Genomic DNA, 23902 nt, shown 5'->3' with positions numbered 1-23902 from the left:
GCCGGACAATGAACGCCGTCAGCACTCATTCGACGCAGGAAGCGGAAAACATGCAAACGTCCGGATCGCTCTACGGGTTTCTCGTCATCGGCGGCATGCTCGCGGTCACGCCGGGGCCGAACATGGTCTACGTGATGTCGCGCTCGATCGCGCAAGGGCGGGCGGCGGGCCTCGTTTCGCTCGCGGGCGTGATGCTCGGCTACCTGTTCTACATGTTCGCCGCGGCGTTCGGCATCACGACGCTGTTCATGAGCGTGCCCTATGCGAGCAGCGTGCTGGGCGCGGTCGGGGCGACCTATCTGCTGTACCTCGCATGGCAGGCGGTGCGGCCCGGCGGCCGCTCGCCGTTCGAGGTGAAGACGCTGCCGAACGAGCAGCCGCTGCGGCTGCTCGCGATGGGCGCGACGACCAGCGTGCTGAACCCGAAGCTCGCGATGCTGTTCGTGTCGCTGTTGCCGCAGTTCATCGACTACGGGCATGGCAGCGTGTTCGGCCAGTCGCTGTTTCTGGGCTCGCTACTGATTGCCGCATTCGCGTCGGCCAACGGGCTGGTGGCGATCTGCTCGGGCAGCCTGGCGAAGTTCCTGCACGGCCGCCCGACGCTGCTGCTCGCGCAGCGCTGGGCAATGGGCGCGGTGCTCGGCGGCCTCGGCGTGGAAATGCTCGTCGAGGCGTCGAAGTCGGCGGGCATCGCGTAAGCATCGTGCCGCCGCGCGCGCCCGCACGATCGCGGGCTGCGCGCTGGCGGCGGGGCGTCACGCGGCAACGGCCTGCCGCTGCGCCTCGAGTTCGCGCACGAGCGGCAGCACGCGCTTGCCGAAGTACTCGACTTCCTCGATGAAATGCAGGAACCCGGCCAGCACGAGATCGACGCCGATCGCCTTCAGCGCGACGATCCGCTCGGCGATCTGCTGCGGCGTGCCGATCAGGTTCGTGCGGAAGCCGTCGTTGTACTGCACGAGATCCTCGAACGTCGATTTCGCCCAGTTGCCCTCGCCTTCGGGCGACGCCTTGCCGGCCTGCTTCACCGCATCGCCGAACGCGTGCACGGCCTCGACGTGCGCATGCCGGATGATGTCGTCGAGCACGGCCTTCGCTTCTTCCTCGGTGTCGCGCGCGATCACGAATGCATTGACGCCGATGCGCACGCGATGGTTGTTCGCCGCCGCCTTCGCGCGAATGTCGTCGATCTGCGCCTTCAGGTTCTCCGGCGTATTGCCGTTCGTGAAATACCAGTCCGACACGCTCGCCGCGTTGTCGCGCGCCGCGCGCGAGCTGCCGCCCTGGAAGATTTCCGGATGCGGCTTCTGCACCGGCTTCGGACTGAGCGTGTAGTCGTTGAAGCGGTAGAAGTCGCCCTTGAACGTGAAGTTGTCCTGGGTCCAGATGCCCTTGAGCGCCTGGATGAATTCCTTCGAGCGCCGATAGCGTTCGTCGTGCTCGAGCCACGGCTCGCCGATCGCGGTGAATTCGCCCTTGAACCAGCCGCTCACGACGTTGATCGCGATGCGTCCGTTCGAGATGTGGTCGATCGTCGCGAGCTGCTTCGCGACCACGGCCGGATGCCACGGCCCCGGCAGGATCGCGGCGAGCACCTTGAGCTTCGTCGTCGCATGCAGCAGCGCCTGGCTGAACGACACCGACTCGTGCTGGTATTCGGCGCCGTAGCCGGCCGTGAAGCGGATCTGGCTCAGTGCGTAGTCGAAGCCGGCCGCCTCGGCCGTGCGCGCGAGCTTCTGGTTGTATTCGAGGCTCCAGTCGGTGCGCTGCTCGATCGTGCTGACGACGAGGCCGCCGCTGACGTTCGGCACCCAGTACGCGAATTTGACGCCATCGGCGGAAGGGTCGGGAAGGCTCATGAAGGTGTCCTGGTCGAAGGGGAAACGAAAAAACGGCCTACGCGGCCGCGGCGGAAAGCACGGGCGCGCGCAGTTGCGGCACCGCGCGATTCACGGCGAGCGCGATGCGCTCGCGCAACGCCGGACTGGCGATCTGGTACTGGTCGAAATCGCTTTCGGACGCATAGACGCCGATCGGCAGCGTGCGCGCCTGGAAGAAGCTGAACAGCGGGCGCAGCTGATGGTCGATCACGAGCGCATGGCGTTCGCTGCCGCCGGTGGCCGCGAGCAGCACCGGCACGTCGACGAGTGCGTCGTGGCGCACGAGGTCGAACAGGTGCTTGAAGAGGCCCGTGTACGACGCGCGATACACCGGGCTCGCGACGACGAGTGCGTCAGCCGTCTCGATCGCGCGGATCAGCGCATCGAGATCAGGCGGTACCTGCGCACGCGTGAGCGCGCCGGCCAGCCGGCTGCCGATCTCGCCGAGTTCGATCAATCGCGTCTCGATCGGCAGCGCGGCGCCGAGCGCCGTGACGATCGCGTCGGTCAGCGCGAGCGTGCGCGACGGCCGCTGCAGGCTGCCCGATATCGCGACGACGTTGAGGGTGTGGCTCATGCAATGCGTTCCCGTGGTGAAGCCGCGCGCAATGCGGCGATACCGGTTCGGGTCAGCAAGGAGCGTGCCATTGGCGCGGTTGCGTGACGGAAATTTCGTCTGCACCGCGAAGTTTCTCGCCATCGCCCGTCAGAAATGGCGCTCGACCAAATGCGCGGCAGTGGCAAGCGTTCCGGTTCGCGCGTCACATCGATATGCCGTCACGCGATGAATCCGGTGCAGCGGGTCTGCTGACGCGCTGCTGATCAGGCAGCAGCGCGTCACGCACGATAGCGCTGAATTCGATGCTGCGACGTCACTGCCCCGTCGCTCTTCCGCGCCATTGCGGGTTCCGCAGCAATCGCGCTTTGGTTATCAGAAATCGATGCTTTTCGCGCGCGGCGAAACGTTCAACACTTTGCTGATCACGCAGCAGCCGACCCGCATTGCCCGGCCATCCAACGGTTCATCGCCATGACTTCCATTTCCGCATCGCCGCGCCCGCTCAATCTTCGTGTCGTTACCGCTTCCCGCGACCCCGCAGGCCTTCAAGCCGCGGCGCCCGTGCGCACGCTGCCCGAACGCCACGCGCAGGCCCGCGCCCAGGCGCAGGTGTTCGCCGATCCGCGTTCGCTCGCGCTGCTCGAACAGGTTCGCCGCGTCGCGCCGAGCGACGCGAACGTGCTGATCGTCGGCGAAACGGGCACCGGCAAGGAATTGATCGCGCGCCACGTGCATGAGCTCGGCGCCCGTCGCGACGGGCCGTTCGTCGCGGTGAACTGCGGCGCGTTCTCCGAAACGCTCGTCGACAGCGAACTGTTCGGCCACGAGAAAGGCGCGTTTACCGGCGCATTCAGCGCGAAGCCCGGCTGGTTCGAAGCCGCGCACGGCGGCACGCTGTTTCTCGATGAAATCGGCGACCTGCCGCTCGCGATGCAGGTCAAGCTGCTGCGCGTGCTGCAGGAGCGCGAGGTCGTGCGGCTCGGTTCGCGCACCGGGATTCCGGTCGACGTACGGGTGGTCGCGGCGACCAACGTCGACTTGCAGCAGGCGGTCGCGGCCGGGAAGTTTCGTGGCGACCTGTTCTACCGGCTCAATGTCGTGCAGCTCGCGGTCCCGCCGTTGCGCGACCGCCCGGGCGACATCCTGCCGCTCGCGCGCCACTTCTTCGACATTTACCGCGACCGGCTCGGCGGCGGCCCGCGCCGCATCGATCCACGCGCCGAGCGACGGCTCCAGGCGCACGGCTGGCCCGGCAATATCCGCGAACTGGAGAACGTGATCCATCATGCGCTGCTCGTGAGCCGTCACGACGTGCTGCAGGACACCGACCTGCACATCGCGCCGCCGTGTGTGCCGGCCGTGGCCGCGCAGGCAACCGATTCGTCCGCCGATGCACAGGCGGCGCTCGAGCATGCGCTGCGCGACCTGTTCGACGACGGGCACGGCAACCTGTTCGAACACATCGAGGACACCGTGATGCGTGTCGCGTTCGAATTCAGCCACCGCAACCAGATCCGCACCGCGCAGTTGCTCGGCATCAGCCGCAACGTGCTGCGCGCCCGGCTGATCCGCGCGAAGGCAATCACCGCGCTGAAATAGCGGCACCCGGCACGCACCGCCGTTCCGCCCCGGCGCCATCGCGCCATCGCAGCGCGATCCGTGCCGCAACGTCCGAACCTGATGTATCTTGGCGCGAAGCGTACGCTTCGTTGTCCACCCCGCATCCGGTCGCCCGTTACGCGGCCATCCGCGACCGCCAACGACGCACGCACGATCCTCCGCAACACGAAAGCCGTCCGGCGCCCGTGCGCGCCCGGCCGAGCCCTGTTCACCCGTCCGGAATCCGTCGCCATGAAAAAGCTTGTGAACCGCCCGTCCGACGTCGTGCGAGAAATGCTGGAAGGCATCGCACGGCAATCGCCGCATCTCGCGATCCTCGGCGACGAGCACGTGCTCGTCCGCCAGCCGCTGCCGGAGCCGTCGCAGCGGCCGGTCGCGATCCTGTCAGGCGGCGGCAGCGGCCACGAGCCCGCGCATGGCGGCTACGTCGGCGAAGGGATGCTGAGTGCGGCCGTGTGCGGCGAAGTGTTCACGTCGCCGTCGACCGACGCCGTGCTCGCCGCGATCCGCGCGAGCGCCGGCCCGAACGGCGCGCTGCTGATCGTGAAGAACTACACCGGCGACCGGCTCAATTTCGGACTCGCCGCCGAACTGGCGCGCGCGGAAGGCATTCCGGTCGAAACCGTCATCGTCGCCGACGACGTGTCGCTGCGCGGCCGCGTCGAACGCGGCCAGCGGCGCGGAATCGCCGGCACGGTGCTGATCCACAAGCTCGCGGGCGCCGCCGCCGCGCGCGGGCTGCCGCTTGCCCGCGTCGCGAGCATCGCGCGCGACGCGGCGGCCGAGCTCGGCACGATGGGCGTCGCGCTCGACGGCTGCACGATCCCGGGCGCCGACAAATCGGGCTTCAGCCTCGCCGATCACGAGATCGAACTGGGCCTCGGCATCCACGGCGAGAAAGGCGTCGAGCGCCGCGCGCCGCTGCCGGCCGATGCGCTGGCCGACACGCTGCTGTCGAGCATCGTCGCCGATCTCGTGCTCGACCGCGACGAACGCGTCGCGCTGTTCGTCAACGGCCTCGGCGCGACGCCGGACATGGAGCTCGCGATCGTGCTGCGCGCCGCGTTCGACAACCTGAGCCGGCGCGGCATCGTCGTCGCGCGCGCATGGGCCGGCACGTTCCTGTCCGCGCTGAACATGCCGGGCTGCTCGATCTCGGTGCTGCGGCTGAACGACGAACGCGCGGCGCTGCTCGACGCGCCGACGCAGGCGCGCGCCTGGCCGGGCGGCGGCCTCGTGAACACGCGGATTCGCATGGCCGCGGCCGTGTCGCAAGATGCATCGCCGCCGCCGCTCGATGCGGCCGGCCGCGCATGGGCCGCGCGCCTGCAACCGGCGCTGCACGCGGTGGCGCAGACGCTGATCGACCACGAGCAGACGCTGACGGATCTCGACGCGGCAGCCGGCGACGGCGATCTCGGCGCGAGCATGCGGCGTGCCGCGCAGGCGATCCTCGAATTGCCCGACACCGCGTACGGCACGCCGGCCGGTGCGCTCGCGGCGCTCGGCGCCGCATTGCGCCGCGCGATCGCCGGCAGCTCCGGGCCGTTCTATGCGACCGCGCTGCTGCGCGCGTCGCGCCGGCTGGCCGATGGCGCCGATAGCGCCGAGCCGTCACCGCGCGACTGGGCCGCGGCGTTCCGCGCGGCGGTGGATGCGATCAGCGAACTCGGTGGCGCTCAGGCGGGCGACCGGACGATGCTCGATGCGCTGGTGCCGGCCGTCGACGCATTCGGCCGCGCGCTCGACGGCGATCGCGATCCCGCAAGTGCATGGGCGGCGGCCGTCGAAGCGGCGGAACGAGGCGCGGAGGAAACGACGCGCATGACGCCGCGCGCGGGACGGGCCAGCTATCTCGGCGAGCGCGCGATCGGCACGCCGGACGGCGGCGCGGTGGCCGTGTCGTACTGGCTGCGCGCGCTGCTGCCGCACGTGCGGTAACGGGCGCGCGCAGCCGCGCTCAGACGCCTTCGACCAGCACCGCGCGATAGCGCGCGCCCTTGAACCGGTGCTGGACGACCGCCTGGTATTCGGGGCCGCGATACCACGCGTGCGCGGCCTCCTTCGACGGGAACTCGACGATCACGACACCTTCCGGGCCTTCACCCTCGAGGATTTCCTGCGGCCCATAGGCGGCAAGCACCTTCACCGGATGACCGGCAAGGGTCGCGCCGACCTGGCTCGCGTAGATGTCGAGCTCATGCTGGTCCTGCGTGCTTTCCCGCGTAAAGACGATGTAGGTCGCCACGATATGCGCTCCTGATCAAGGGTGAAAAAAGGGACGCCACGCGCGGCACGGTCCGAGGAATCCGGCGTGGCAGCGCGCAGCTTACCGCCGTTCGCCAGCCGGCGCCGCGACGAGCCGGCCACACCTCCGCGTGCCGCCCCGCCCCGGCGCGGGAAAACCCCGATTCCCACATCGTCCTATGACATCCGGCATCGCAAATTGGCGGGATTACTTTGATCCTCGTCGGCGCCCGCCCGGGCGCATGCTGATAGCGAGGACCCCTCATGCGATACGTGCCATCGTGGACTTCCGTTTCCGCCGCGTCGTCGATTCCCGACGACGCGACCACCCAGCGCGGCGACGAGCCGCACAGCCTGCCGCGGGTCGCGATCGCGGCCGCCGCCCTCGGCAATGCAACCGAATGGTTCGATTACGGTATTTACGCGTACGGTCTCGCGTACATTTCCGCCGCGCTGTTTCCCGGCAACACCGCCAGCGCGACGCTGTTCGCCCTCGGCACGTTCGCGATCTCGTTCCTGATCCGCCCGCTCGGCGGCCTGTTCTGGGGGCCGCTCGGCGACCGGCTCGGCCGCAAGCGCGTGCTCGGGCTGACGGTCCTGACGATGTCGGGCGCCACGTTGCTCGTCGGCGTGCTGCCGAGCTATGCGACGGCCGGCTGGCTCGCGCCGGCCGCGCTGATCGTGCTGCGCATGGTGCAAGGTTTCTCGACCGGCGGCGAATACGGCGGTGCGGCGACCTTCATCGCCGAATACGCACCCGATTCGCGGCGCGGCCTGTGCGGCAGCTTCCTCGAATTCGCGACGCTCGCCGGCTTCTCGCTCGGCGCGTTCCTGATGCTCGGCTTCGCGCTGCTGCTCGGCGATTCGGCGATGCATGCGTGGGGCTGGCGCCTGCCGTTCCTCGTCGCGGCGCCGCTCGGCCTGATCGGCTTCTACCTGCGCTCGCGCCTCGAGGAAACGCCGGTGTTCCGCGAGCTGGAGGAACAGGCACACCGCCGCGAGAAAAGTGCCACCGCCGCGCTGCCGATCCGGCTGCTGCTGGTGCGCTATGCGAAGCCGCTGCTGCTGCTCGGCGGGCTGGTCGTCGCGCTGAACGTCGTCAACTACGTGCTGCTCGCGTACATGCCGACCTACATGCACAAGGAACTCGGCGTGAGCGAGAACATGTCGCTGCTGATTCCGCTGATCGGCATGCTCGCGATGATGGTGCTGCTGCCGTTCGCCGGCTGGCTGTCGGACCGCGTCGGCCGCAAGACGATGTGGTGGTTCTCGCTCGTCGGGCTGTTCGTCGCGGCCGTGCCGATGTTCACGCTGATGACGCACGGTCCGCTCGGCGCCTTCATCGGCTTCGCGGTGCTCGGCGTGCTCTACGTGCCGCAGCTCGCCACCATTTCCGCGATGTTCCCGGCGATGTTCCCGACCCACGTCCGCTATGCGGGCATGGCGATCGCATACAACGTGTCGACGTCGCTGTTCGGCGGCACCGCGCCGATCGTCAACGACTGGCTGATCGGCAAGACCGGCAACGCGCTGATTCCCGCGTACTACATGATGGCTGCCTGCGCGGTCGGGCTGATCGCGCTGCTGGCGGTGATCGAGACGCGCGGGTGTTCGCTGCGCGGGGAAGCCGTGCCGGGACAACCGGGTTGACGCATTCGCGAAGGATCGCCTCCGGCTTCCCATAAGCGACAACCTTCATCGCCCGCCTTCCGGAAACGGAGGCGGGCGATGTTCGTTTCGGGAGGGGTCGACGGTCGTTGCGGCTCCCATGCGCTCCGGCCAGAAGCAGTCACTCGCCGTCGACGGAATTGACGGCCGTTGGCTCCCCGAATCTGGCAGGAATGCGAAGCATTTGGCCACTATTGGTTTTCGCGTCGGCCGTATCTTCAAGCCGCCGGGATCGCGGTTTCGGCTCGGCCAGATGTGCCGGTCCGAGGTTCGCGAGTGCGTGCACCTGAATCGATGCGGCTTGACCGTTGGGGGGCGTCGGCGCCGAATGACTGTCCGACGACCACGCGCGAGAGGCCAATCCAGAGTCTCCGGCGCAGACCTTATTCGGTCGAATCGAAATCCTCTTCTCTCGCATTCAGGATTCCGCTCAGCGTGAGCAGACCCGCGTCGAGCTGGTCCATCGTGGGTGCGGCAAGCGCAAGCCTGACGGCGTTCGGCGCATGGCCGGGCGCGGCTGCAAAGGTGGTCGAGGGCGTCAACGCGATGTCTCGCCGGGCTGCCGCTGCGACCAACGCCTGCGAGCGCCAATGGGCCGGCAGCGTCAACCACAGATGAAAGCATTTGCCGTTCGTCTGAATGTCGAAATCCGACAGACGGTCGGCGGCCAGCTTCTGACGGGCCACCGCATCGATGCGTTTCAGTCGGGCGAGTTCGGCAACCGTACCGTCGCTCATCAATCGCTGCGCGGCGGCAAATGCAAATCCCGATGCCGTCCATCCCCCCGAGCGCACCGACGCCATCACGGTTTCACGCAACCGATGCGGCGACACGATGAATCCGAGCGTCAACCCCGGCGCCACCTTCTTCGACAGGCTGTCGATCACGATGCAATTGTCCGGTGAGAGGGCGGCAAGCGGCGGTTGGTCGTCGAGGAAGCCGTACACGTTGTCCTCGATGACAGGAATGCCGAGCTTTTCCACGACGCGCAACAGATCTTCCCGTCGCGCGGCATTCATCGTCATGCCCAACGGATTCTGGATGGCAGGCTGAATGTAGATCGCCGAAAGATTCGCATCCCGGTGCGCCTTGAGTACGGCGTCGGGGCGCACGCCGCCTTCGTCCATCGCGAGCGGGACCAGCGTGATACCGAGGCGAGCCGCGATGCCCTTGATGAACGGGTAGGTCAAGGTTTCGACGCCGCAGCGGCCGCCCGTCGGAACAATGGCGCCAACCGCGGCGGCAATGCTCTGTCGTCCGTTCCCCGTGAAGACCAGCTGCTCGGGAGAAGGCGCCCAACCATTGCCCGCCAGACATGCGGCGGAGACGTTCCTGAGAGCGGGCGTCCCACTGCTGGTTGCCTGACCCAGGGCGCTCGCGAGCTCCGCAACGCTTTCGAGCCCGCTCAGGCTTCTCGCGATGAGTGTCGTTTGGTCGGGAAGTATCGGGTAATTGAACTCCAGATCGATCCGAACATCACGCGGCTCACCCGGCGCCGCTGCGCCGCGCCTTGCGTCGCCCGAAACGAACGTTCCCCGCCCGACCTCGCCGACGACGAGCCCTCGCCGCAACAACTCTGCATAGACCCTGCTGGCCGTCGACACGGCGATCTTTCGCTGGTCCGCGAAATTGCGCTGTGGCGGAAGCCGGTCGCCCGGCCTGAGCGTTCCGTCAGCAATGTCTGCGGCGATCGTGTCGGCCAACTTCAGGTATTCGGACTTTGACATTCAATGCACCGAGTTCAATATATATTGCACCGAGATCAATGTTTTGATTGTACCGAGTTTGACGCCGGTGCATTCTGTCTTCATCGCCCGATTGTATCGGGATTACCCAGCTTCCACGGCCAATATGCATGCGCCTCGTTTCGACGAAATCCACGCAGCGCCGAATTGTCCTCGGAGCATTCATGGAGACGCAATATGCCTTTCACCGCTTCGATGACCGCCCACCCTGTGTCTGCGAGAAGGACGACGGGGCCTTCACGCCTGTTGGGCGTGTGTGACGTCGACCGCGCGAGGTCATCGTGATGATTTCGTCGACCGGAATGGATCTGCAACTGACCCTCATCACGATACTGATCGCCTTCGCGGGTGTGTTCCTGATCTCGTTCATGAAAGGGGCCTTCGGCGGCGGCTTTTCGATCGTCGGCATTCCGTTGCTGTCGTTGGTGATAGATCCGGTGACCGCGGGCGGAATGCTCGCACCGCTGTTCATCGCAATGGATCTGTTCGCACTGCGCTACTGGAAACCTTCGACATGGTCGAAGCCGGACCTGATGCTGCTTTTGCCGGGACTCGTGACGGGCATCGGCGTCGGCTATCTGACCTTCCGACTCCTCGACCACCGCGCGATCGCGATCGTGATGGCGGCGATCACGCTGATCTTCGTCGGACTGTGGTGGGTCGGAGGCGCAGCGTTGACGATCCGTCCGCGTTCCACGCCGAAGGCGATCACAGCGGGCCTTGCCTCCGGCGTCACCACGATGGTCGCGCATTCGGGCGGCCCGCCTCTTGCCATGTATCTGCTGCCGCTCGGCCTCGGCAAGGAAGTCTATGCGGGGACGACAAGCATGTTCTTTACCGTGGGTAACGCGACCAAGGCAGTGCCATGGCTGCTGCTGGCCAGGCCGACGGGCAATGTCTGGGTCGTGACGGGGGTCTGCCTGTGTGCCATTCCCGCTGGGGTCGTCGCCGGTTGGCGGCTTCACGCGAAACTGGATCAACGCCAGGTTTATCGAGCCTGCTACGGGCTGCTGGTGATAGCCGCGGTGAAACTGCTTTGGGATGGCGTGACGGGGTATCTCGCGTAAGCGTGGCTCCCGCGTACTACATGATGGCTGCCTGCGCGGTCGGGCTGATCGCGCTGCTGGCGGTGATCGAGACGCGCGGGTGTTCGCTGCGCGGGGAAACGCTTCCCGGTCAGCCGGGTTGACCCGCGCGCCGGCGGTTCCCGGCATCCCATAAACGGCATCCATTGCATCGCCCGCCTTCCGGCAACGGACGGCGGGCGATGTGCATTTCGGGCGGCGAAGGCCGCTGCCGGATTGTTGCCGTCCGGACAACACGATGTGCACCCCTGCGGCGCTGTTGGCGTGTGTAGGCCGTCACTACAATCGCTGACACGCTCGATCGGAATCCGGGCGCACCGAAGCGCGACCTTCACGATCGCGCTCGCGAACCGCCCTGCGCCGCGCAGTGCGGACTACCTCACTCGAAGAACAGGATTACTGAACATGAACGCACCCATCCGCAACGTCCAGCCGGTCATCGTCGCCCTGGGCAACGAAGGTTCAGGCGAGCTCGTTCCGTCCCGCTACGCCGTGCGCATCGGCGATGTCGATGTCGTGCTGATCAGCGACGGCGTACTGCCGCTGCCGACTTCCACCATGTCCACCAATGTGAGCGAAGCGGACCGCAACGCCTGGTTCGACGGCCGTTTCCTGCAACGCGACATGTTCGACTGGGCGCTCAACATCGCGCTCGTGCGCAGCGCCGATCACCTGATCCTGATCGACTCGGGCGTGGGCGACGGTTTCGAATACTTCACGCGCGCCGGGCGCTCGGTGATGCGCGTGGAATCGGCCGGCATCGACCTGGCCGCGATCACCGATATCGTGATCACGCACATGCACATGGATCACGTCGGCGGGCTGAACGTCGACGGCGTCAAGGCGAAGCTGCGCCCCGACGTACGCATTCACGTATCGGCAGCGGAAGTGGCGTTCTGGAAGAATCCGGACTTCAGCAAGACGGTGATGCCGGAAACCGTTCCGCCCGCGCTGCGCAAGGCGGCGGCGAGGTTCGTCGAACTGTATGGCGAAAACATCGTGCAATTCGACCGCACCGTGGAAGTCGCCACGGGCGTGTCGGCGCGCGTGACGGGCGGGCATACGCCGGGGCACTGCGTGGTCGACATCGCATCGAACGGGGAAAAGCTGACGTTCGCGGGCGACGCGATCTTCGAGGTCAACTTCGACAATCCCGACTGGCAAAACGGCTTCGAACACGACCCCGCCGCCGCGGTCGACGTGCGTCTCGCGCTGTTCAACGAAGCCGCCGACACCGGTGCGCTGCTGGCCGCGGCGCATGTCGCGTTCCCGTCCATCGGGCATGTTGCACGGAACGGCGACGGCTTCCGTTTCGTTCCGGTCGTGTGGGATTACTGAGTGACGATCGGTAGCCGACGCGCACCGCACACCACGCATTGACGTTTTCCTGAACCGTACCGGCAAGAAAAAACGCCGCCGCACTTGCATGCGGCGGCATCACCTCACGCGTCGAAACGCGCATCAGGACCGCTCGAATATCACGCGACAGCCGAAATATTCCGCTCGGCGACCTCGTCCACCGCCTTCTTCACGATCCCGACGATCTCGTCGGCTTCCTCGCGCGTCATCACGAGCGGCGGTGCAAAGCCGAGAATGTCGCCGTGCGGCATCGCCCGCGCGATCACGCCGCGCTGCAGCGCGGCAGCCGACACTTGCGCACCGATCTTCAGCGAGGGATCGAACGGCACGCGCGCATCCTTGTCGGCCATGAATTCGAGCGCGGCCAGCATCCCCACGCTGCGCACCTCGCCAACGAGCGGATGCGCGTCGAATGCGTCGCGCAGCTTCGCGCCGAAATACTTGCCCACTTCCTCAGCATTGCCGACCAGGTTCTCGCGCTCCAGAATCGCGAGGTTCGCGAGCGCGGCGGCCGCGCACACCGGATGGCCCGAATACGTCCAGCCGTGCCCCATCGGCCCGTGTTCCTGCGAGCCGCGCGCGATCACGTCCCACACCTTCTCGCCGACGATCACGCCCGACAGCGGCGCATACGCACTCGTCAACCCTTTCGCGACGGTAATCAGGTCGGGCTCGATCCCGAAGTGCTGCGCACCCATCTTCGAACCGAGCCGCCCGAACCCGCACACGACTTCATCGGAGATCAGCAGGATGTCGTGCTTGCGCAGCACGGCCTGGATCGCGGGCCAGTAGCCGGCCGGCGGCTCGATGATCCCGCCGGTGCCCATCACCGGCTCCGCGATGAACGCGGCGACCGTGTCGGCGCCCTCGCGCGCGATCAGCTTCTCGAGTTCGTCGACGCAGTACGCGACGAACTGCGCCTCGCTCATGCCCGCAGGCGCCTTGCGATACCAGTGCGGACACACCGTATGCTTCACGCGGTCGATCGGCAGGTCGAAATGCTGGTGGAAGCTCGGTAGGCCCGTGAGGCTGCCCGTCACGATGCCCGAGCCGTGATAGCCGCGTTCGCGCGAAATGATCTTCTTCTTGTTCGGGCGGCCGAGCACGTTGTTGTAGTACCAGACGATCTTGACCTGTGTCTCGTTCGCGTCGGAACCCGACATCCCGTAATAGACCTTCTTCATCCCCGCCGGCGACCAGTCGATGATGCGCGACGACAGCTCGATGATCGCGTCCGACGAATGGCCGACATACGTGTGGTAGTACGCGAGCTGCTTCGCCTGCTCGTACATCGCGTCGGCCACTTCGGTGCGGCCGTAGCCGATGTTCACGCAATAGAGCCCGGCAAACGCGTCGATATAACGCTTGCCCTGGTGATCCTCGATGCGGATGCCTTCGCCGCCGCGCACGATCTTGCCCGGCAGCGCGCCGGTCTCGTGGTCGTACGCGTGCGTCGACGGGTGCATGAAGTGGGCGCGGTCCTCGCGCAGCAGTGCGTCGATCGATTGTTGCATGGTGTGCTCCTTTGAATGGGTCAGGCCGTCGCCGCGACAGGCAGGCCGAGATTGCCGAGGCAGAAGTACTTGGTTTCGGTGAACGGCTCGAAGCCTTCGGCGCCGCCTTCGCGCCCGAGGCCCGACGCCTTCATTCCGCCGAACGGGATCGGCGCACCGGTGAATTTCACGCCGTTGACCGACACCATCGCGAAATCGAGCCGCCGCACCAGTTGGAAGATCGTGTCGATGCGCGTGGCGCACACGTAGGCGGCGAGGCCGTACTCGGTGTCGTTGGCCGTTTCGACCGCTTCGTCGAGCGTGTCGAACGCACTGACGGCCGAGATCGGCGCGAAGTTTTCCTCGTCGACCACGCGCATGCCGGGCGCGGCATCCGCGATCACGGTCGGTTCGTAGAACCAGCCGCCGAGCGCATGCGGCCGGCCGCCCGCGACGATGCGCGCGCCGCGTGCCCGCGCGTCCTCGACGCGCGCCACGGTCGCGTCGAACGCGGCCTGATGCATCAGCGGCCCGACGTCCACGCCCTGCTCGAACGCCGGCCCCGTCTTCAGCGCGCGCACCGCGTGCGCATACCGTTCGACGAACGCGTCGTACAGCGGGCGCGCGACGAGCATCCGGTTCGCCGCGCAGCAGTCCTGGCCGGAGGTCTGGAACTTCGCGCCGACGGCAATCCGCACGGCCTGATCGAGATCCGCATCCTCGGTCACGATGAACGGCGCATTGCCGCCCAGTTCGAGCGCGACCTTGCGGATGCCCGCCTTCGCGGCGGTTTCGGTCACGAGCCGCCCGACGCGCGTCGAGCCGGTGAAGCTCACCGCACGCACGCGCGCATCGCCGACCAGCGTTTCCATCGCCATCTGCGGCTCGCCGAGCACCACGTTGAACACGCCGGCCGGGAAGCCGGCCTCGTCGGCGAGCTGCGCGAGTGCGAGCGCGGAGAACGGTGTTTCGTGCGCAGGCTTCACGACCACCGCGCAACCGACCGCGATCGCGGCCGCCGCCTTGCGCGTGATCATCGCGGCCGGGAAATTCCACGGCGTGATCAGCGCCGCGACGCCGACCGGCTCCATCACGGTGCCGAGATGCGCGCCATCGATGTGGGTCGGGATCGTGCGCCCGGCGACGCGCTTCGCCTCGTTCGCGAACCATTCGACGAAGCTCGCCGCATAGCGGATCTCGCCGCGCGCTTCGGCCAGCGGCTTGCCCTGTTCGAGCGACAGCAGCGCGGCCAGATCGTCGACGTGACGCAGGATCAGTGCATGCCAGCGCAGCAATGCGGCGCTGCGCACGGCTTGCGGCGTCCAGCGCCAGGTGTCGTACGCGCGCTGCGCGGCGTCGATGGCCGCGACGATCTGCGCGCGTTCGAGCATCGGCACGTGGCCGATCACGGCCTGGTCGGCGGGGTTCACGACGGCGACCGTCGCGGCACTGTCGCTGTGAATCCAGCGACCGTCGACGTAGCAGGTCGACTTGAACAGAACGGGGTGTCCGGGCAGCATGCTGCGTCTCCTCGTTGGTGGGCACGAACTTCATTGTGTCGCGCCCTCGCATGCGGAAATTTCGGTTTGCACGGCTCGAAATGCCGGTTTTTTCCGTATTGCCGCGCACCGGCGCGAACTTTTACAGCCAGTCCGGCGCACCGCCGGATGCGCACTTCACGACCTTCGTCACGATGTACGTGAAGTAGCGCTCGATGCCGAGGTCTTCCATCAGCAACGCATCGATGAAGCGCTGGTAATGGTCGATGTCGCGCGCGACCACGTGCAGCACGTAATCGACGCCGCCGCCCGTCGCATAGCACTGCGCGACCTCGGATGCTGCGGCCACGCGATCCTCGAAGCGCCGCATGTCGGGCGCGGTGTGCCGCGACAGCGTCACCTCGACGACGATGCGGCTGCCGGAGAACGTGCCGATCCAGTCGACGTCCGCGCGATAGCCACGGATCACACCGCTTTCCTCGAGCTTGCGCACGCGCTCCCATGCCGGCGAAATCGACAGGTTCACGGCTTCCGCGAGCTTCGACTTCGTGATGCGCCCGTCGCGCTCGAGCAGGCGCAGGATCGCGAGGTCGTATCGATCGAGCTTGATCACGTCGTGCGCGTCCTCATACGGCCACCGGAATGTTGCGCTCGACGATGTCGGCGACCACCGCGATCGTGTCGCCCGGCTGCACGATGCCCGGGAAGTGCCGGGCCGCGAGCAGCCCGCGCCGCCGTGCGACGTATTCGATCGGCGTGACACCCGTGCGATCGATGTCGTGCACGCGCGCGAGCACGTCGCCGGCGTCGACCTCGCTGCCCAGATCGCGGCACATCTCGAGCAGCCCGCGATGCTCGCTCGTCGTGAAGCACGAGCCGTCCGGCATGTCGAGCAGCGTCGTCGTGCTGCGAGGGGCATTGCCGTCGATGACGTCCTTCGCGATCACGCCCGCATGCGCGAGAAATCCATACACGCCGCGCTCGGCGATCGCGACGCTCGCCGCCGTCGACGTGCCGCCACCGCCCAGCTCGGTCGACACGAATACCTTGCCGGCTTCCTCGGCCGCGCTGTCGTAGAGGCCGACGCTGTCGAGTTCCAGCATGCGCATCGAATACGGCGCGCCGAACGCGCGCATTGCACGCTCGCAGCGTGCTTCTTGATCGCGGTTCTCCAGCACATGAATCGCCGCGAACGGCACGAAGTCGAGCGTGCGGCCGCCCGCGTGAATGTCGAGCACGTGCGTCGCGAGCGGCAGCAAATGGCGCTGGAAGTAGTCGGCGATCTTCTCGGTCACGGTGCCGTCCGGGCGGCCCGGGAAGCTGCGGTTCAGGTTGCCGGCATCGATCGGCGACGTGCGGCAACCGGCGCGGAACGCCGGGTAGTTCATGAACGGCACGACGATCACGCGGCCGGTCACGTCGGCCGCCTTCAGCGAACCGGCGAGCTTCGACAGCGCGACCGGCCCTTCGTATTCGTCGCCGTGATTGCCGCCGGTCAGCAACACCGTCGGCCCGTCGCCGCGCTTCACGACGGTCACCGGAATCATGATCGCGCCCCACGCGGAATCGTCGCGCGAGTAAGGCAGCTTCAGGAAGCCGTGCTGTTCGCCGTCCGCGTCGAAATCGACGGTCGGCGTAATCGGGGAAGCACGCATCGCCCTACTCCTTCACGAACAGCTTGCGCGGCACGTTGCAGAACGTCTCGACGCCGGTCTCGGTGATCAGGATGCTCTCCGTGATCTCCAGCCCCCAGTCGTCGAGCCACAGCCCCGGCATGAAATGGAACGTCATGCCGGGTTCGAGCACCGTCCGGTCGCCCGGACGCAGGCTCATCGTGCGCTCGCCCCAGTCGGGCGGATAGCTCGCGCCGATCGGATAGCCGCAGCGGCTGTCCTTGTCGATACCGGCGCGGCGCAGCACCGCGAAGAACGCGTTCGCGATGTCCTCGCACACGTTGCCGGGTTTCGCGGCCGCGAGCCCGGCCTCGATGCCCTCGACCACCGCGCGCTCGCCTTCGATGAAATGCGCGGGCGGCTTGCCGAGATAGACGGTGCGCGACAGAGGGCAGTGATAGCGGCAGTAGCAGCCGGCGATCTCGAAGAACGTGCCCGCGCCGCGCGCGAACGTCGAGTCGTCCCAGGTCAGGTGCGGTGCGGCCGCGTCGGCGCCGGTCGGCAACAGCGGCACGATCGCCGGATAGTCGCCGCCGAATCCGTCCGCGCCGCCGATCCCGGTCGCATAGATCTGCGCGACCAGGTCGCTCTTCTTCATGCCCGGCTCGATCGTCTCGACGATATGCGCATGCATCCGCTCGACGATGCGCGCGGCCACGCGCATGTATTCGATCTCGCGCGGCGACTTCACCGCGCGCTGCCAGTTGACGAGCGCGGTCGCGTCGACCCAGCGCGCGACCGGCAGATGCTGCTGCAGCGACGCGTACGCCGCCGCGCTGAAGTAGTAGTTGTCGAGCTCGACGCCGATGCGCAGCGTGCTCCAGCCGCGCGCCGCGATTACCTCGGTCGACAGGTAATCCATTGGGTGGCGTACGCTCGACTGCACGTAATGGTCGGGATAGCCGACGATGTTCTCGTGCGCCATGAACGCGGTGCGCTTCGCGCCGTTCGCGTCCTGGTTGCGGCCGAACCACACGGGTTCGCCGTCCAGCGCGAGCAGCACGCACTGGTGCACGTAGAACGACCAGCCGTCATAGCCGGTCAGCCAGCCCATGTTGGTCGGGTCGGTGACGATCAGCAGGTCGATGCCGGCCCGCTCCATCGCCGCGCGCGTCTTCGCGATGCGCGCGGCATATTCGCTGCGCGCGAACGCGAGACGCGGCGCGGCTGTCTGGGTTTCGATGACTGCGGACATCTGTCTCCTCTCAAGTCGTGAGGTCGTTGTGGAAAATCGTGCCCACTTCCGCCGCGCGGGCGCGCTGCAGCGCGAGCACGGCAATCGCGGTGTCCTGCGCGCCGGTGCCGGTCAGGTCGCAGATCGTGATGTCGTCGCGATGCGTGCGGCCGTCGCGGCGGCCGGCGATCACTTCGCCGAGTTCGGGAAACACGGCGTCGGCTGCAACGGCCCCGGCCGCGATCGCATGCGCGAGTTCGCCGGCCACGCGGGTCTGCTGCAGCCGGTCGCAGAAATACCGTGCGGCGCCGAACACCGACGGCGCGAGTTCGGTCTTGTAATCGGCGTCCGAGCCCATCGCCGTCACGTGCAGCCCGGGATGCAGGTCTTCCGCGTGCACGAGCGGCGCGCGGCTCGGCGTAGTCGTCACCGCGATGTCCGCGTCGGCCAGCGCCGCGTGCACCGAGCGCGCGACCGTCGCATCGACACCGTGCGCCGCGCGCACGTCAGCCGCGAATTGCGCGGCTCGCGCGGTGTCGCGGGCCCACACCGTCACGTGCGTGATGTCGCGCACCAGCATCAGCGCGGCGAGTTGCAGCCGGGCCTGCTCGCCCGCGCCGACGATCGCCGCACGGCGAGCATCGGCGCGCGCGAGCCGGCGCGCAGCCACGGCGCCGGCCGCCGCGGTGCGCACGGCCGTCAGGTAGCCGTTGTCGAGCAGTACGGCCTCGGTCAGGCCGGTACGCGCCGATAGCACGAGCATCAACCCGTTCAGGCTCGGCAACCCGAGCGACGGGTTATCGAAGAAACCGGGGCTGACCTTGATCGCGAAGCTGTCGAAGCGCGGCAGGTACGCGGTCTTCACGTCCACTTCGGCGTGGCGCGCCGGCAGCGCGAGATTCAGGATCGGCGGCATCACGACCGCGTCGGTCGCGAGCGACGCGAACGCGGCCTCGACCTGGTCGATCGCGGCGAGATCGAGCGGCACCAGCGCACGCAATTGCGCGTGGCCGAGCAACGTGACGGGATGGGCCATATCAGTTCTCCGAAACGAGCCGGCGATGCGCGGCCATGTCGATGTTCGCGCCGCTCACGACGACCACGATCGGGCCGCCGCGATCGCGGCGCACGATCCGCTCGTCCAGCAACGCGGCGAGGCCGACCGCGCCGGCGCCTTCGACGACGAGCCGCTCTTCCCGATACGCATGCGCGATGCCGCGCGCGATCGACAGCTCGTCGAGCAGCACGACGTCGTCGGCCAGCGCGCGCGTCATGTCGAACGTGTAGCGGTTGTCCAGACCGATGCCGCCGCCGAGCGAATCGGCCAGCGTCGGCTGCTCGGTGACGTCGACCGGGCGGCCGGCCGCGAGGCTCGCGTGCATCGCGGCGCCGCGCGCCATCGATACGCCGATCACCTCGATCGGCGGCCGGATCGCCTTCGCGGCAAACGCGACGCCGCTGAACAGGCCGCCGCCCGACAGCGGCACGACGAGCGTCGCCGTATCGGGCAGCGCCTCTAGGATCTCGACGCCGATCGTCGCCTGGCCCGCGATGATGCGCGGATCGTCGAACGGCGGTACGTACGCATAGCCTTCGTCGCGCACCAGGCGCCGTGCCTCGGCCTGCGCGTCGTCCTGGCTCTCGCCGACGATCACCACGCGCGCGCCGAGCGCCGCGACCGCATCGACCTTGTTGGCCGGCACCAGCGACGACATGCAGACGGCCGCGTCGATGCCGAGCGCGCGTGCCGCATGCGCGACCGCGCGGCCGTGGTTGCCGGTCGACGCGGTGACCACGCGCGTCACGCGTTGGGCCGCGAGTTCCGCGAGCGCATTGGTCGCGCCGCGCAGCTTGAAGCTGCCGGTCGGCTGCAGCGTCTCGAGTTTCAGGTAGACGGGGGCGCCCGCGCGCGCGGACAGCGCGGCGGACGCGACGAGCGGCGTGCCGTCGGCGCGCCCGGCGAGGCGACGGCGCGCGCGGTAAACGTCGGACAGCGACAGGAAGGACATGGAACGCGCGCCTCGCGACGAATGTGATGCGATCCAGTCTAATGTTCCAAATCGCGCTTTCGAATGTCCTGATACATTGCGCGCGACATCGCGGCAGCGCCGCCGGTTCAGTGGAAATCGTTCAGGTGCGGATACTGTTCGAACACGCCCGCGATCGTCTCGAGCGCCGCGTTGCACGCGGCATCGGAGGTTTCGGCGCCGATGCACACGCGTACCGCATTCGGCCGCTCCGTGCCGCCGACGAGAAACGGATCGGGCGACGTCACCGCGATCTTGCGGGTGCGCAGTTCGCGCACGATCCGCTCGGCCTGCCAGTAGTCGGGCACGCGCAGCCATGCCGACAGCGCGTTCGGGTGCGCACCGAGCACATACGGCCCCAGCGCGGCCTTCACCATCTCCTGACGCACCGCGAGCCGCTGGCGCTGCAGTTCGACGAGCCGCCGCGCGGTGCCGTCGGCGATCCAGCGCGTCGCGATCTCCGCGATCGGCGACGTCGCCATCCAGCTGCTCACGCGCAGCACGCTCTCGACGCGCAACGCGAGCCGCCGCGGCATCGCGAGATAGCCGGTGCGCAATCCGGTCAGCACCGATTTCGTCATGCTCGTGCAGTAGAAGCCCAGTTCCGGAATCAGGCTGGCGATCGGCGTGCCCGCCTTCTCGGGCAGCGGGCCGTACACGTCGTCCTCGATCACGTACACGCCGTAGCGCGTCGCGATGCGCGCGATCGAGCGCCGCCGCGACTCGGGCATCAGCGAGACCGTCGGATTATTGAGGGTCGGCGTGCAGACGAGCGCACTGATCCGCTCGCCGTCGCACATCTCCTCGAAATGTTCGGGACGGATGCCGTGCTCGTCCATCTCGAGCCCCTTCAGCGTAAACCCGAGCACGTTCGCGGAGCCGATCACGCCGTGATCGGTCAGGCTCTCGCACAACACGGTGTCGCCCGGCCCGACGATCGACGCGAGCGCGAGAAAGATGCCATGCGCCGCGCCGTTCGTGACCAGCAATGATTCGCGGTGCACCGGCATGTTCAGCGACGCGAGCCATGCGGCGCCGGCATCGCGATGCGCGTCGAGCCCGGCGATCGGCCGGAACGAGCGGATCCACGGCTGATCGTCGGTGCCGGCCAGCGCCGTGCACACGCTGCGCCACGCGGCATCGTGCTCGGGCGTGTGCACGATGCGGGCGATCGAGAAGTCGACCAGTTCGCGCTCGGTCGTATCGAGGATGTAGTTCGACATCGATTCCGTCACACGCGCGGCCACGAAGCTGCCGCGGCCGACCTCGCAGCGGATCAGCCCCTGGCGCTCCAGTTCCTTGTACGCGTTGGTGACGGTCTGCACGCTGACGCCGAGGCTCGACGCGACGTCGCGCTGCGGCGCGAGCCGTGCGCCCGGCGCGAGCGCGCCGTTCTCGATGTCGCTGGCGATCGCCTTCACGAGCCGCTTGTATTTCGACTCGATGCCGTGCACCGCGCCGAGCGCGTCGCGCCAGCCTGCCGATACCTCGGTCCGTCCCATCTCGATGTCTCCGTCGTGGCTTCCGCATGGTCGCTCAGAAAGACACCCTGAAAATATTGTCCTAGTGCAATCGCGCGCGAAAGCAGGACGTTGCGGGTCGAATCGGACAGTGCAATCGGCGTGCCCGCACGGACGCCGGCGCGGCACTTCGATTGTTCGGAGGAATGTCGCGGGAGCGGCTACCCGCGCAGAATGCGCCGTGCCTTCAGGATCACCGGCATGTCGACCATCCTGCCGTTGAGCGCGACCGCCGCACCGCCGCTCGCGTCGACGGCATCGAGCACGCGCCGCGCCCACGCCTGCTCCGCGTCGGTCCACGCATACGCGCGATGCACCGCATCGAGCTGCTTCGGGTGAATGCACAGTTTTCCGCCGAAGCCGAACCGCCGCGCGTCGCGCGCATGCCGTTCGATCGCGGCGGGATCGTCGATGATCGTCGACACGCCGTCGACCGGCGGCGCGATGCCGGCCAGCCGCGACGCCAGCACGATCCACGAGCGGAATGCGTTCAGTTCTTCCCCGTCGCCGTCGATGCCGAGATCGACCTGGAAATCGAGCGTGCCGAACGCCACGCGCACGACGCGCGGCGCCGCACACACCTGATCGAGCCCCGCGATGCCGGCCGCCGTCTCGACGATCGGCAGCAGTTCCAGCGTGCCGTGTGCGTGCGCGAGCACGGCATCGATCTGCGCACGCGTCTCGCATTTCGGCAGCATCACGCCGGCTGCGCCCGGATGCGCGGCGATCGCGGCGAGGTCGTCGGCGAACCACGCGGTATCGGCCGCATTCACACGCACCCACACGGGCCGCGCGGCATCGAGCCGCGCGACGACCGCGGCGCGCGCCGCCGGCTTGCCGTCCGGCGGCACCGCGTCCTCGAGATCCACGATCACCGCGTCGGCACCGGCCGCGCGCGCCGTCTCGAAGCGCTCCGGCCGATTGCCGGGAACGAACAGCCACGAACGGGCGGAGGCGGACGTCATGCCGAGACCTCCGGAAACAGCGTGCCGATCGCATCGCACGACGCGACCTGCCACGCGTCGGCGAGGAGCCGCTCGACCTCGGCGTCCGACGCCGCGCCCGAAAACGCGGCGAGCGTGCGTACCTTGCGCGCGATCTCGTCGCGCGACAGCGTGTTGCCCGGATCGCCCTTCGGCTCGTCGACGCGGCCCGCGAACGTGCCGCCGTCGCGCGTCGTGACCGTGACCTTGCCGATCCAGCGGGCCGGATACGCGCGATCGACTTCGTCGTCGAGCGCCATCGACACGCGGTCGCGGAACGCGGCGACGTGGGCAGCCGCGTAATCGCGCTCGAATTCGTCGACGCCCGCGTGGCCGTGCAGCGCGGCCAGCGCGAGCACGGTGCCCATGTTGAACTTCGCCTGATGCACGGTGCTCGGCACCGTCACCGCGCCGAGCACGTCGAGCGCGCCCTGGTGCACGTGCGCGACGACCGTCTCGATGTCCGCCGCGGCGAGCCGCTCGCGCGCCATCACCGCGAGCAATGCATCGGCGGCCGGATGCGTGTGGCGGCACGACGCGTGATACTTGAACGACGTTTCCGCGGTCGCCCAGCGGTCGCCGAGCCGATCGGTCAGGCGGGCCGGGTCCGCATCGGTCGACATGCCGACCGCCATCCCCTGTGTGCCTTCGAGAATCCGCGTGGCGCCGCGGAACCCGTCGCGCGCGAGTTCGGCCGCCATCAACCCGTTCGCGGCGGCCATCGCCGTATGCAGTTGTTTCGAATCGGCCGCGTCGCGCAGGAATTCCCACAACCCGCTCGCCTGCGTGCCGGCCGAACCGAACGCGTCGAGCATCCGCTCCGGCGACAACCCGAGCAGCCGCCCGGCCGTCGCGGCCGCGGCGACCGTGCCGGCGGTGCCGGTTGTATGGAACACCTTGTAGTGCGAGCGCCCGAGAAACTCGCCGACGCGGATGCCGACTTCATAGCCCGCGACCGCCGCCGCGATGAAGTCGCGGCCGCTCGCGCCGCGTGCCTGCGCCAGCGCGAGCGCGACCGGAAACACGACGGTCGCCGGATGAAACACCGAGCCGTTGTGCACGTCGTCCTGTTCAGCGAAGTGCGACGCCGCGCCATTCGTCATCGCCGCGAAGTACGGCGTCGCGTGCGTGCGGTCGATCAGCACGTCGGCCGTGCCGGGCCCGCCGCGCGAGCCGCCCGCGCGGCGCGCGAACGCGGCGATCGTTTCGACCGGACGCGCGCCCTTGCCGGCCAGCGCGGAGCCGAGCCAGTCGACGTAGAGATTGACGGTGCGCGCGACGACGTCGGCGGGAATCGCATCGAAGCGCAGTTGCGACGCGAACGTCGCGAGCGTGCGGCCGAAGGCAGTGGCGGGAATCGTGTTGGTCAT

20 protein-coding genes are annotated in these 23902 nt (G+C 67.9%); 6 read left to right on the top strand and 14 right to left on the bottom strand.

The genetic code is table 11. The features are described 5' to 3' along the window. The first annotated feature begins 50 nt into the window (after nt 1-50). Entirely contained in the window at nt 51-698 is a 648-nt protein-coding gene (locus AP428_RS30560) for a LysE family translocator (protein WP_011549326.1), read from the top strand. A 57-nt stretch (nt 699-755) separates the two neighbouring features. Here AP428_RS30560 and sfnG read toward each other — a convergent pair whose 3' ends face one another. Both sfnG and msuE read right to left on the bottom strand, forming a co-directional pair. Further along, nucleotides 756-1859, bottom strand: coding sequence for a dimethylsulfone monooxygenase SfnG (sfnG, locus tag AP428_RS30555; RefSeq protein ID WP_006481025.1), 1104 nt, complete (start codon nt 1857-1859; stop codon nt 756-758). A gap of 37 nt (nt 1860-1896) precedes the next feature. Next, complete coding sequence (msuE, locus tag AP428_RS30550) at nt 1897-2457, bottom strand: FMN reductase (RefSeq protein ID WP_011549327.1); 561 nt, start codon at nt 2455-2457, stop codon at nt 1897-1899. Between the two features lie 453 nt (nt 2458-2910). Between msuE and AP428_RS30545 the strand changes: the two genes are divergently transcribed. Both AP428_RS30545 and dhaL read left to right on the top strand, forming a co-directional pair. After that, nucleotides 2911-4038, top strand: coding sequence for a sigma-54-dependent Fis family transcriptional regulator (locus AP428_RS30545; protein WP_011549328.1), 1128 nt, complete (start codon nt 2911-2913; stop codon nt 4036-4038). 252 nt (nt 4039-4290) lie between these two features. After that, nucleotides 4291-6000: a dihydroxyacetone kinase subunit DhaL gene (dhaL, locus tag AP428_RS30540; RefSeq protein WP_011549329.1), complete on the top strand. Its 1710-nt coding sequence runs from the start codon at nt 4291-4293 to the stop codon at nt 5998-6000. Between the two features lie 19 nt (nt 6001-6019). On the opposite strand, the gene AP428_RS30535 is transcribed toward dhaL, so the two are convergent. Next, a complete protein-coding gene (locus AP428_RS30535; RefSeq protein WP_011549330.1) occupies nt 6020-6307 on the bottom strand; it encodes a DUF1330 domain-containing protein in 288 nt (95 codons plus the stop codon). 263 nt (nt 6308-6570) lie between these two features. Between AP428_RS30535 and AP428_RS30530 the strand changes: the two genes are divergently transcribed. Continuing rightward, nucleotides 6571-7956: an MFS transporter gene (locus AP428_RS30530; protein WP_011549331.1), complete on the top strand. Its 1386-nt coding sequence runs from the start codon at nt 6571-6573 to the stop codon at nt 7954-7956. Between the two features lie 401 nt (nt 7957-8357). Here the strand turns inward: AP428_RS30530 and AP428_RS30525 are convergent, their stop codons facing one another. Continuing rightward, nucleotides 8358-9701, bottom strand: coding sequence for a PLP-dependent aminotransferase family protein (locus AP428_RS30525; protein WP_011549332.1), 1344 nt, complete (start codon nt 9699-9701; stop codon nt 8358-8360). Between the two features lie 302 nt (nt 9702-10003). Here AP428_RS30525 and AP428_RS30520 point away from each other — a divergent pair, with 302 nt between their 5' ends. Both AP428_RS30520 and AP428_RS30515 read left to right on the top strand, forming a co-directional pair. Next, complete coding sequence (locus AP428_RS30520) at nt 10004-10786, top strand: sulfite exporter TauE/SafE family protein (RefSeq protein WP_054928538.1); 783 nt, start codon at nt 10004-10006, stop codon at nt 10784-10786. A 423-nt stretch (nt 10787-11209) separates the two neighbouring features. Beyond that, nucleotides 11210-12142, top strand: a complete 933-nt coding sequence (locus AP428_RS30515) for an MBL fold metallo-hydrolase (protein WP_011549334.1) — start codon at nt 11210-11212, stop codon at nt 12140-12142. Nucleotides 12143-12282: 140 nt separating this feature from the next. Here AP428_RS30515 and AP428_RS30510 read toward each other — a convergent pair whose 3' ends face one another. The 10 genes from AP428_RS30510 to AP428_RS30465 all read right to left on the bottom strand — a co-directional run bounded on the left by AP428_RS30510 (nt 12283) and on the right by AP428_RS30465 (nt 23902). Next, nucleotides 12283-13677, bottom strand: a complete 1395-nt coding sequence (locus AP428_RS30510) for an aspartate aminotransferase family protein (protein WP_011549335.1) — start codon at nt 13675-13677, stop codon at nt 12283-12285. A 20-nt stretch (nt 13678-13697) separates the two neighbouring features. Further along, complete coding sequence (locus AP428_RS30505) at nt 13698-15176, bottom strand: NAD-dependent succinate-semialdehyde dehydrogenase (RefSeq protein WP_011549336.1); 1479 nt, start codon at nt 15174-15176, stop codon at nt 13698-13700. 121 nt (nt 15177-15297) lie between these two features. Beyond that, nucleotides 15298-15768, bottom strand: a complete 471-nt coding sequence (locus AP428_RS30500) for an Lrp/AsnC family transcriptional regulator (RefSeq protein WP_011549337.1) — start codon at nt 15766-15768, stop codon at nt 15298-15300. 13 nt (nt 15769-15781) lie between these two features. Beyond that, nucleotides 15782-16810, bottom strand: coding sequence for a N(2)-acetyl-L-2,4-diaminobutanoate deacetylase DoeB (gene doeB / locus AP428_RS30495; RefSeq protein WP_011549338.1), 1029 nt, complete (start codon nt 16808-16810; stop codon nt 15782-15784). Between the two features lie 4 nt (nt 16811-16814). After that, nucleotides 16815-18023 carry an ectoine hydrolase DoeA gene (doeA, locus tag AP428_RS30490; protein ID WP_011549339.1) on the bottom strand — a complete coding sequence of 403 codons (1209 nt, stop codon included), beginning with the start codon at nt 18021-18023 and terminating at the stop codon, nt 16815-16817. A 10-nt stretch (nt 18024-18033) separates the two neighbouring features. Then, complete coding sequence (locus AP428_RS30485) at nt 18034-19038, bottom strand: cyclodeaminase (protein ID WP_011549340.1); 1005 nt, start codon at nt 19036-19038, stop codon at nt 18034-18036. 1 nt (nt 19039) lies between these two features. Next, nucleotides 19040-20011: a hydroxyectoine utilization dehydratase EutB gene (gene eutB / locus AP428_RS30480; RefSeq protein ID WP_011549341.1), complete on the bottom strand. Its 972-nt coding sequence runs from the start codon at nt 20009-20011 to the stop codon at nt 19040-19042. A gap of 107 nt (nt 20012-20118) precedes the next feature. After that, the gene (locus AP428_RS30475; RefSeq protein WP_011549342.1) at nt 20119-21531 is read right to left on the bottom strand and encodes a PLP-dependent aminotransferase family protein; all 1413 of its coding nucleotides are present in this window, start codon (nt 21529-21531) and stop codon (nt 20119-20121) included. A 179-nt stretch (nt 21532-21710) separates the two neighbouring features. Beyond that, the gene (locus AP428_RS30470) at nt 21711-22514 is read right to left on the bottom strand and encodes a CoA ester lyase (RefSeq protein ID WP_011549343.1); all 804 of its coding nucleotides are present in this window, start codon (nt 22512-22514) and stop codon (nt 21711-21713) included. Continuing rightward, nucleotides 22511-23902 (bottom strand): MmgE/PrpD family protein, encoded by a 1392-nt coding sequence (locus AP428_RS30465; RefSeq protein ID WP_054928540.1) that lies wholly within the window; start codon nt 23900-23902, stop codon nt 22511-22513. The genes AP428_RS30470 and AP428_RS30465 overlap by 4 nt, the downstream gene beginning before the upstream one ends.

Origin of the sequence: Burkholderia sp. E168m22, assembly GCF_001319805.1 — a bacterium.
GTDB classification, from domain to species: Bacteria; Pseudomonadota; Gammaproteobacteria; order Burkholderiales; family Burkholderiaceae; genus Burkholderia; species Burkholderia orbicola.
This window is presented reverse-complemented; position numbering and strand designations above follow the sequence as displayed.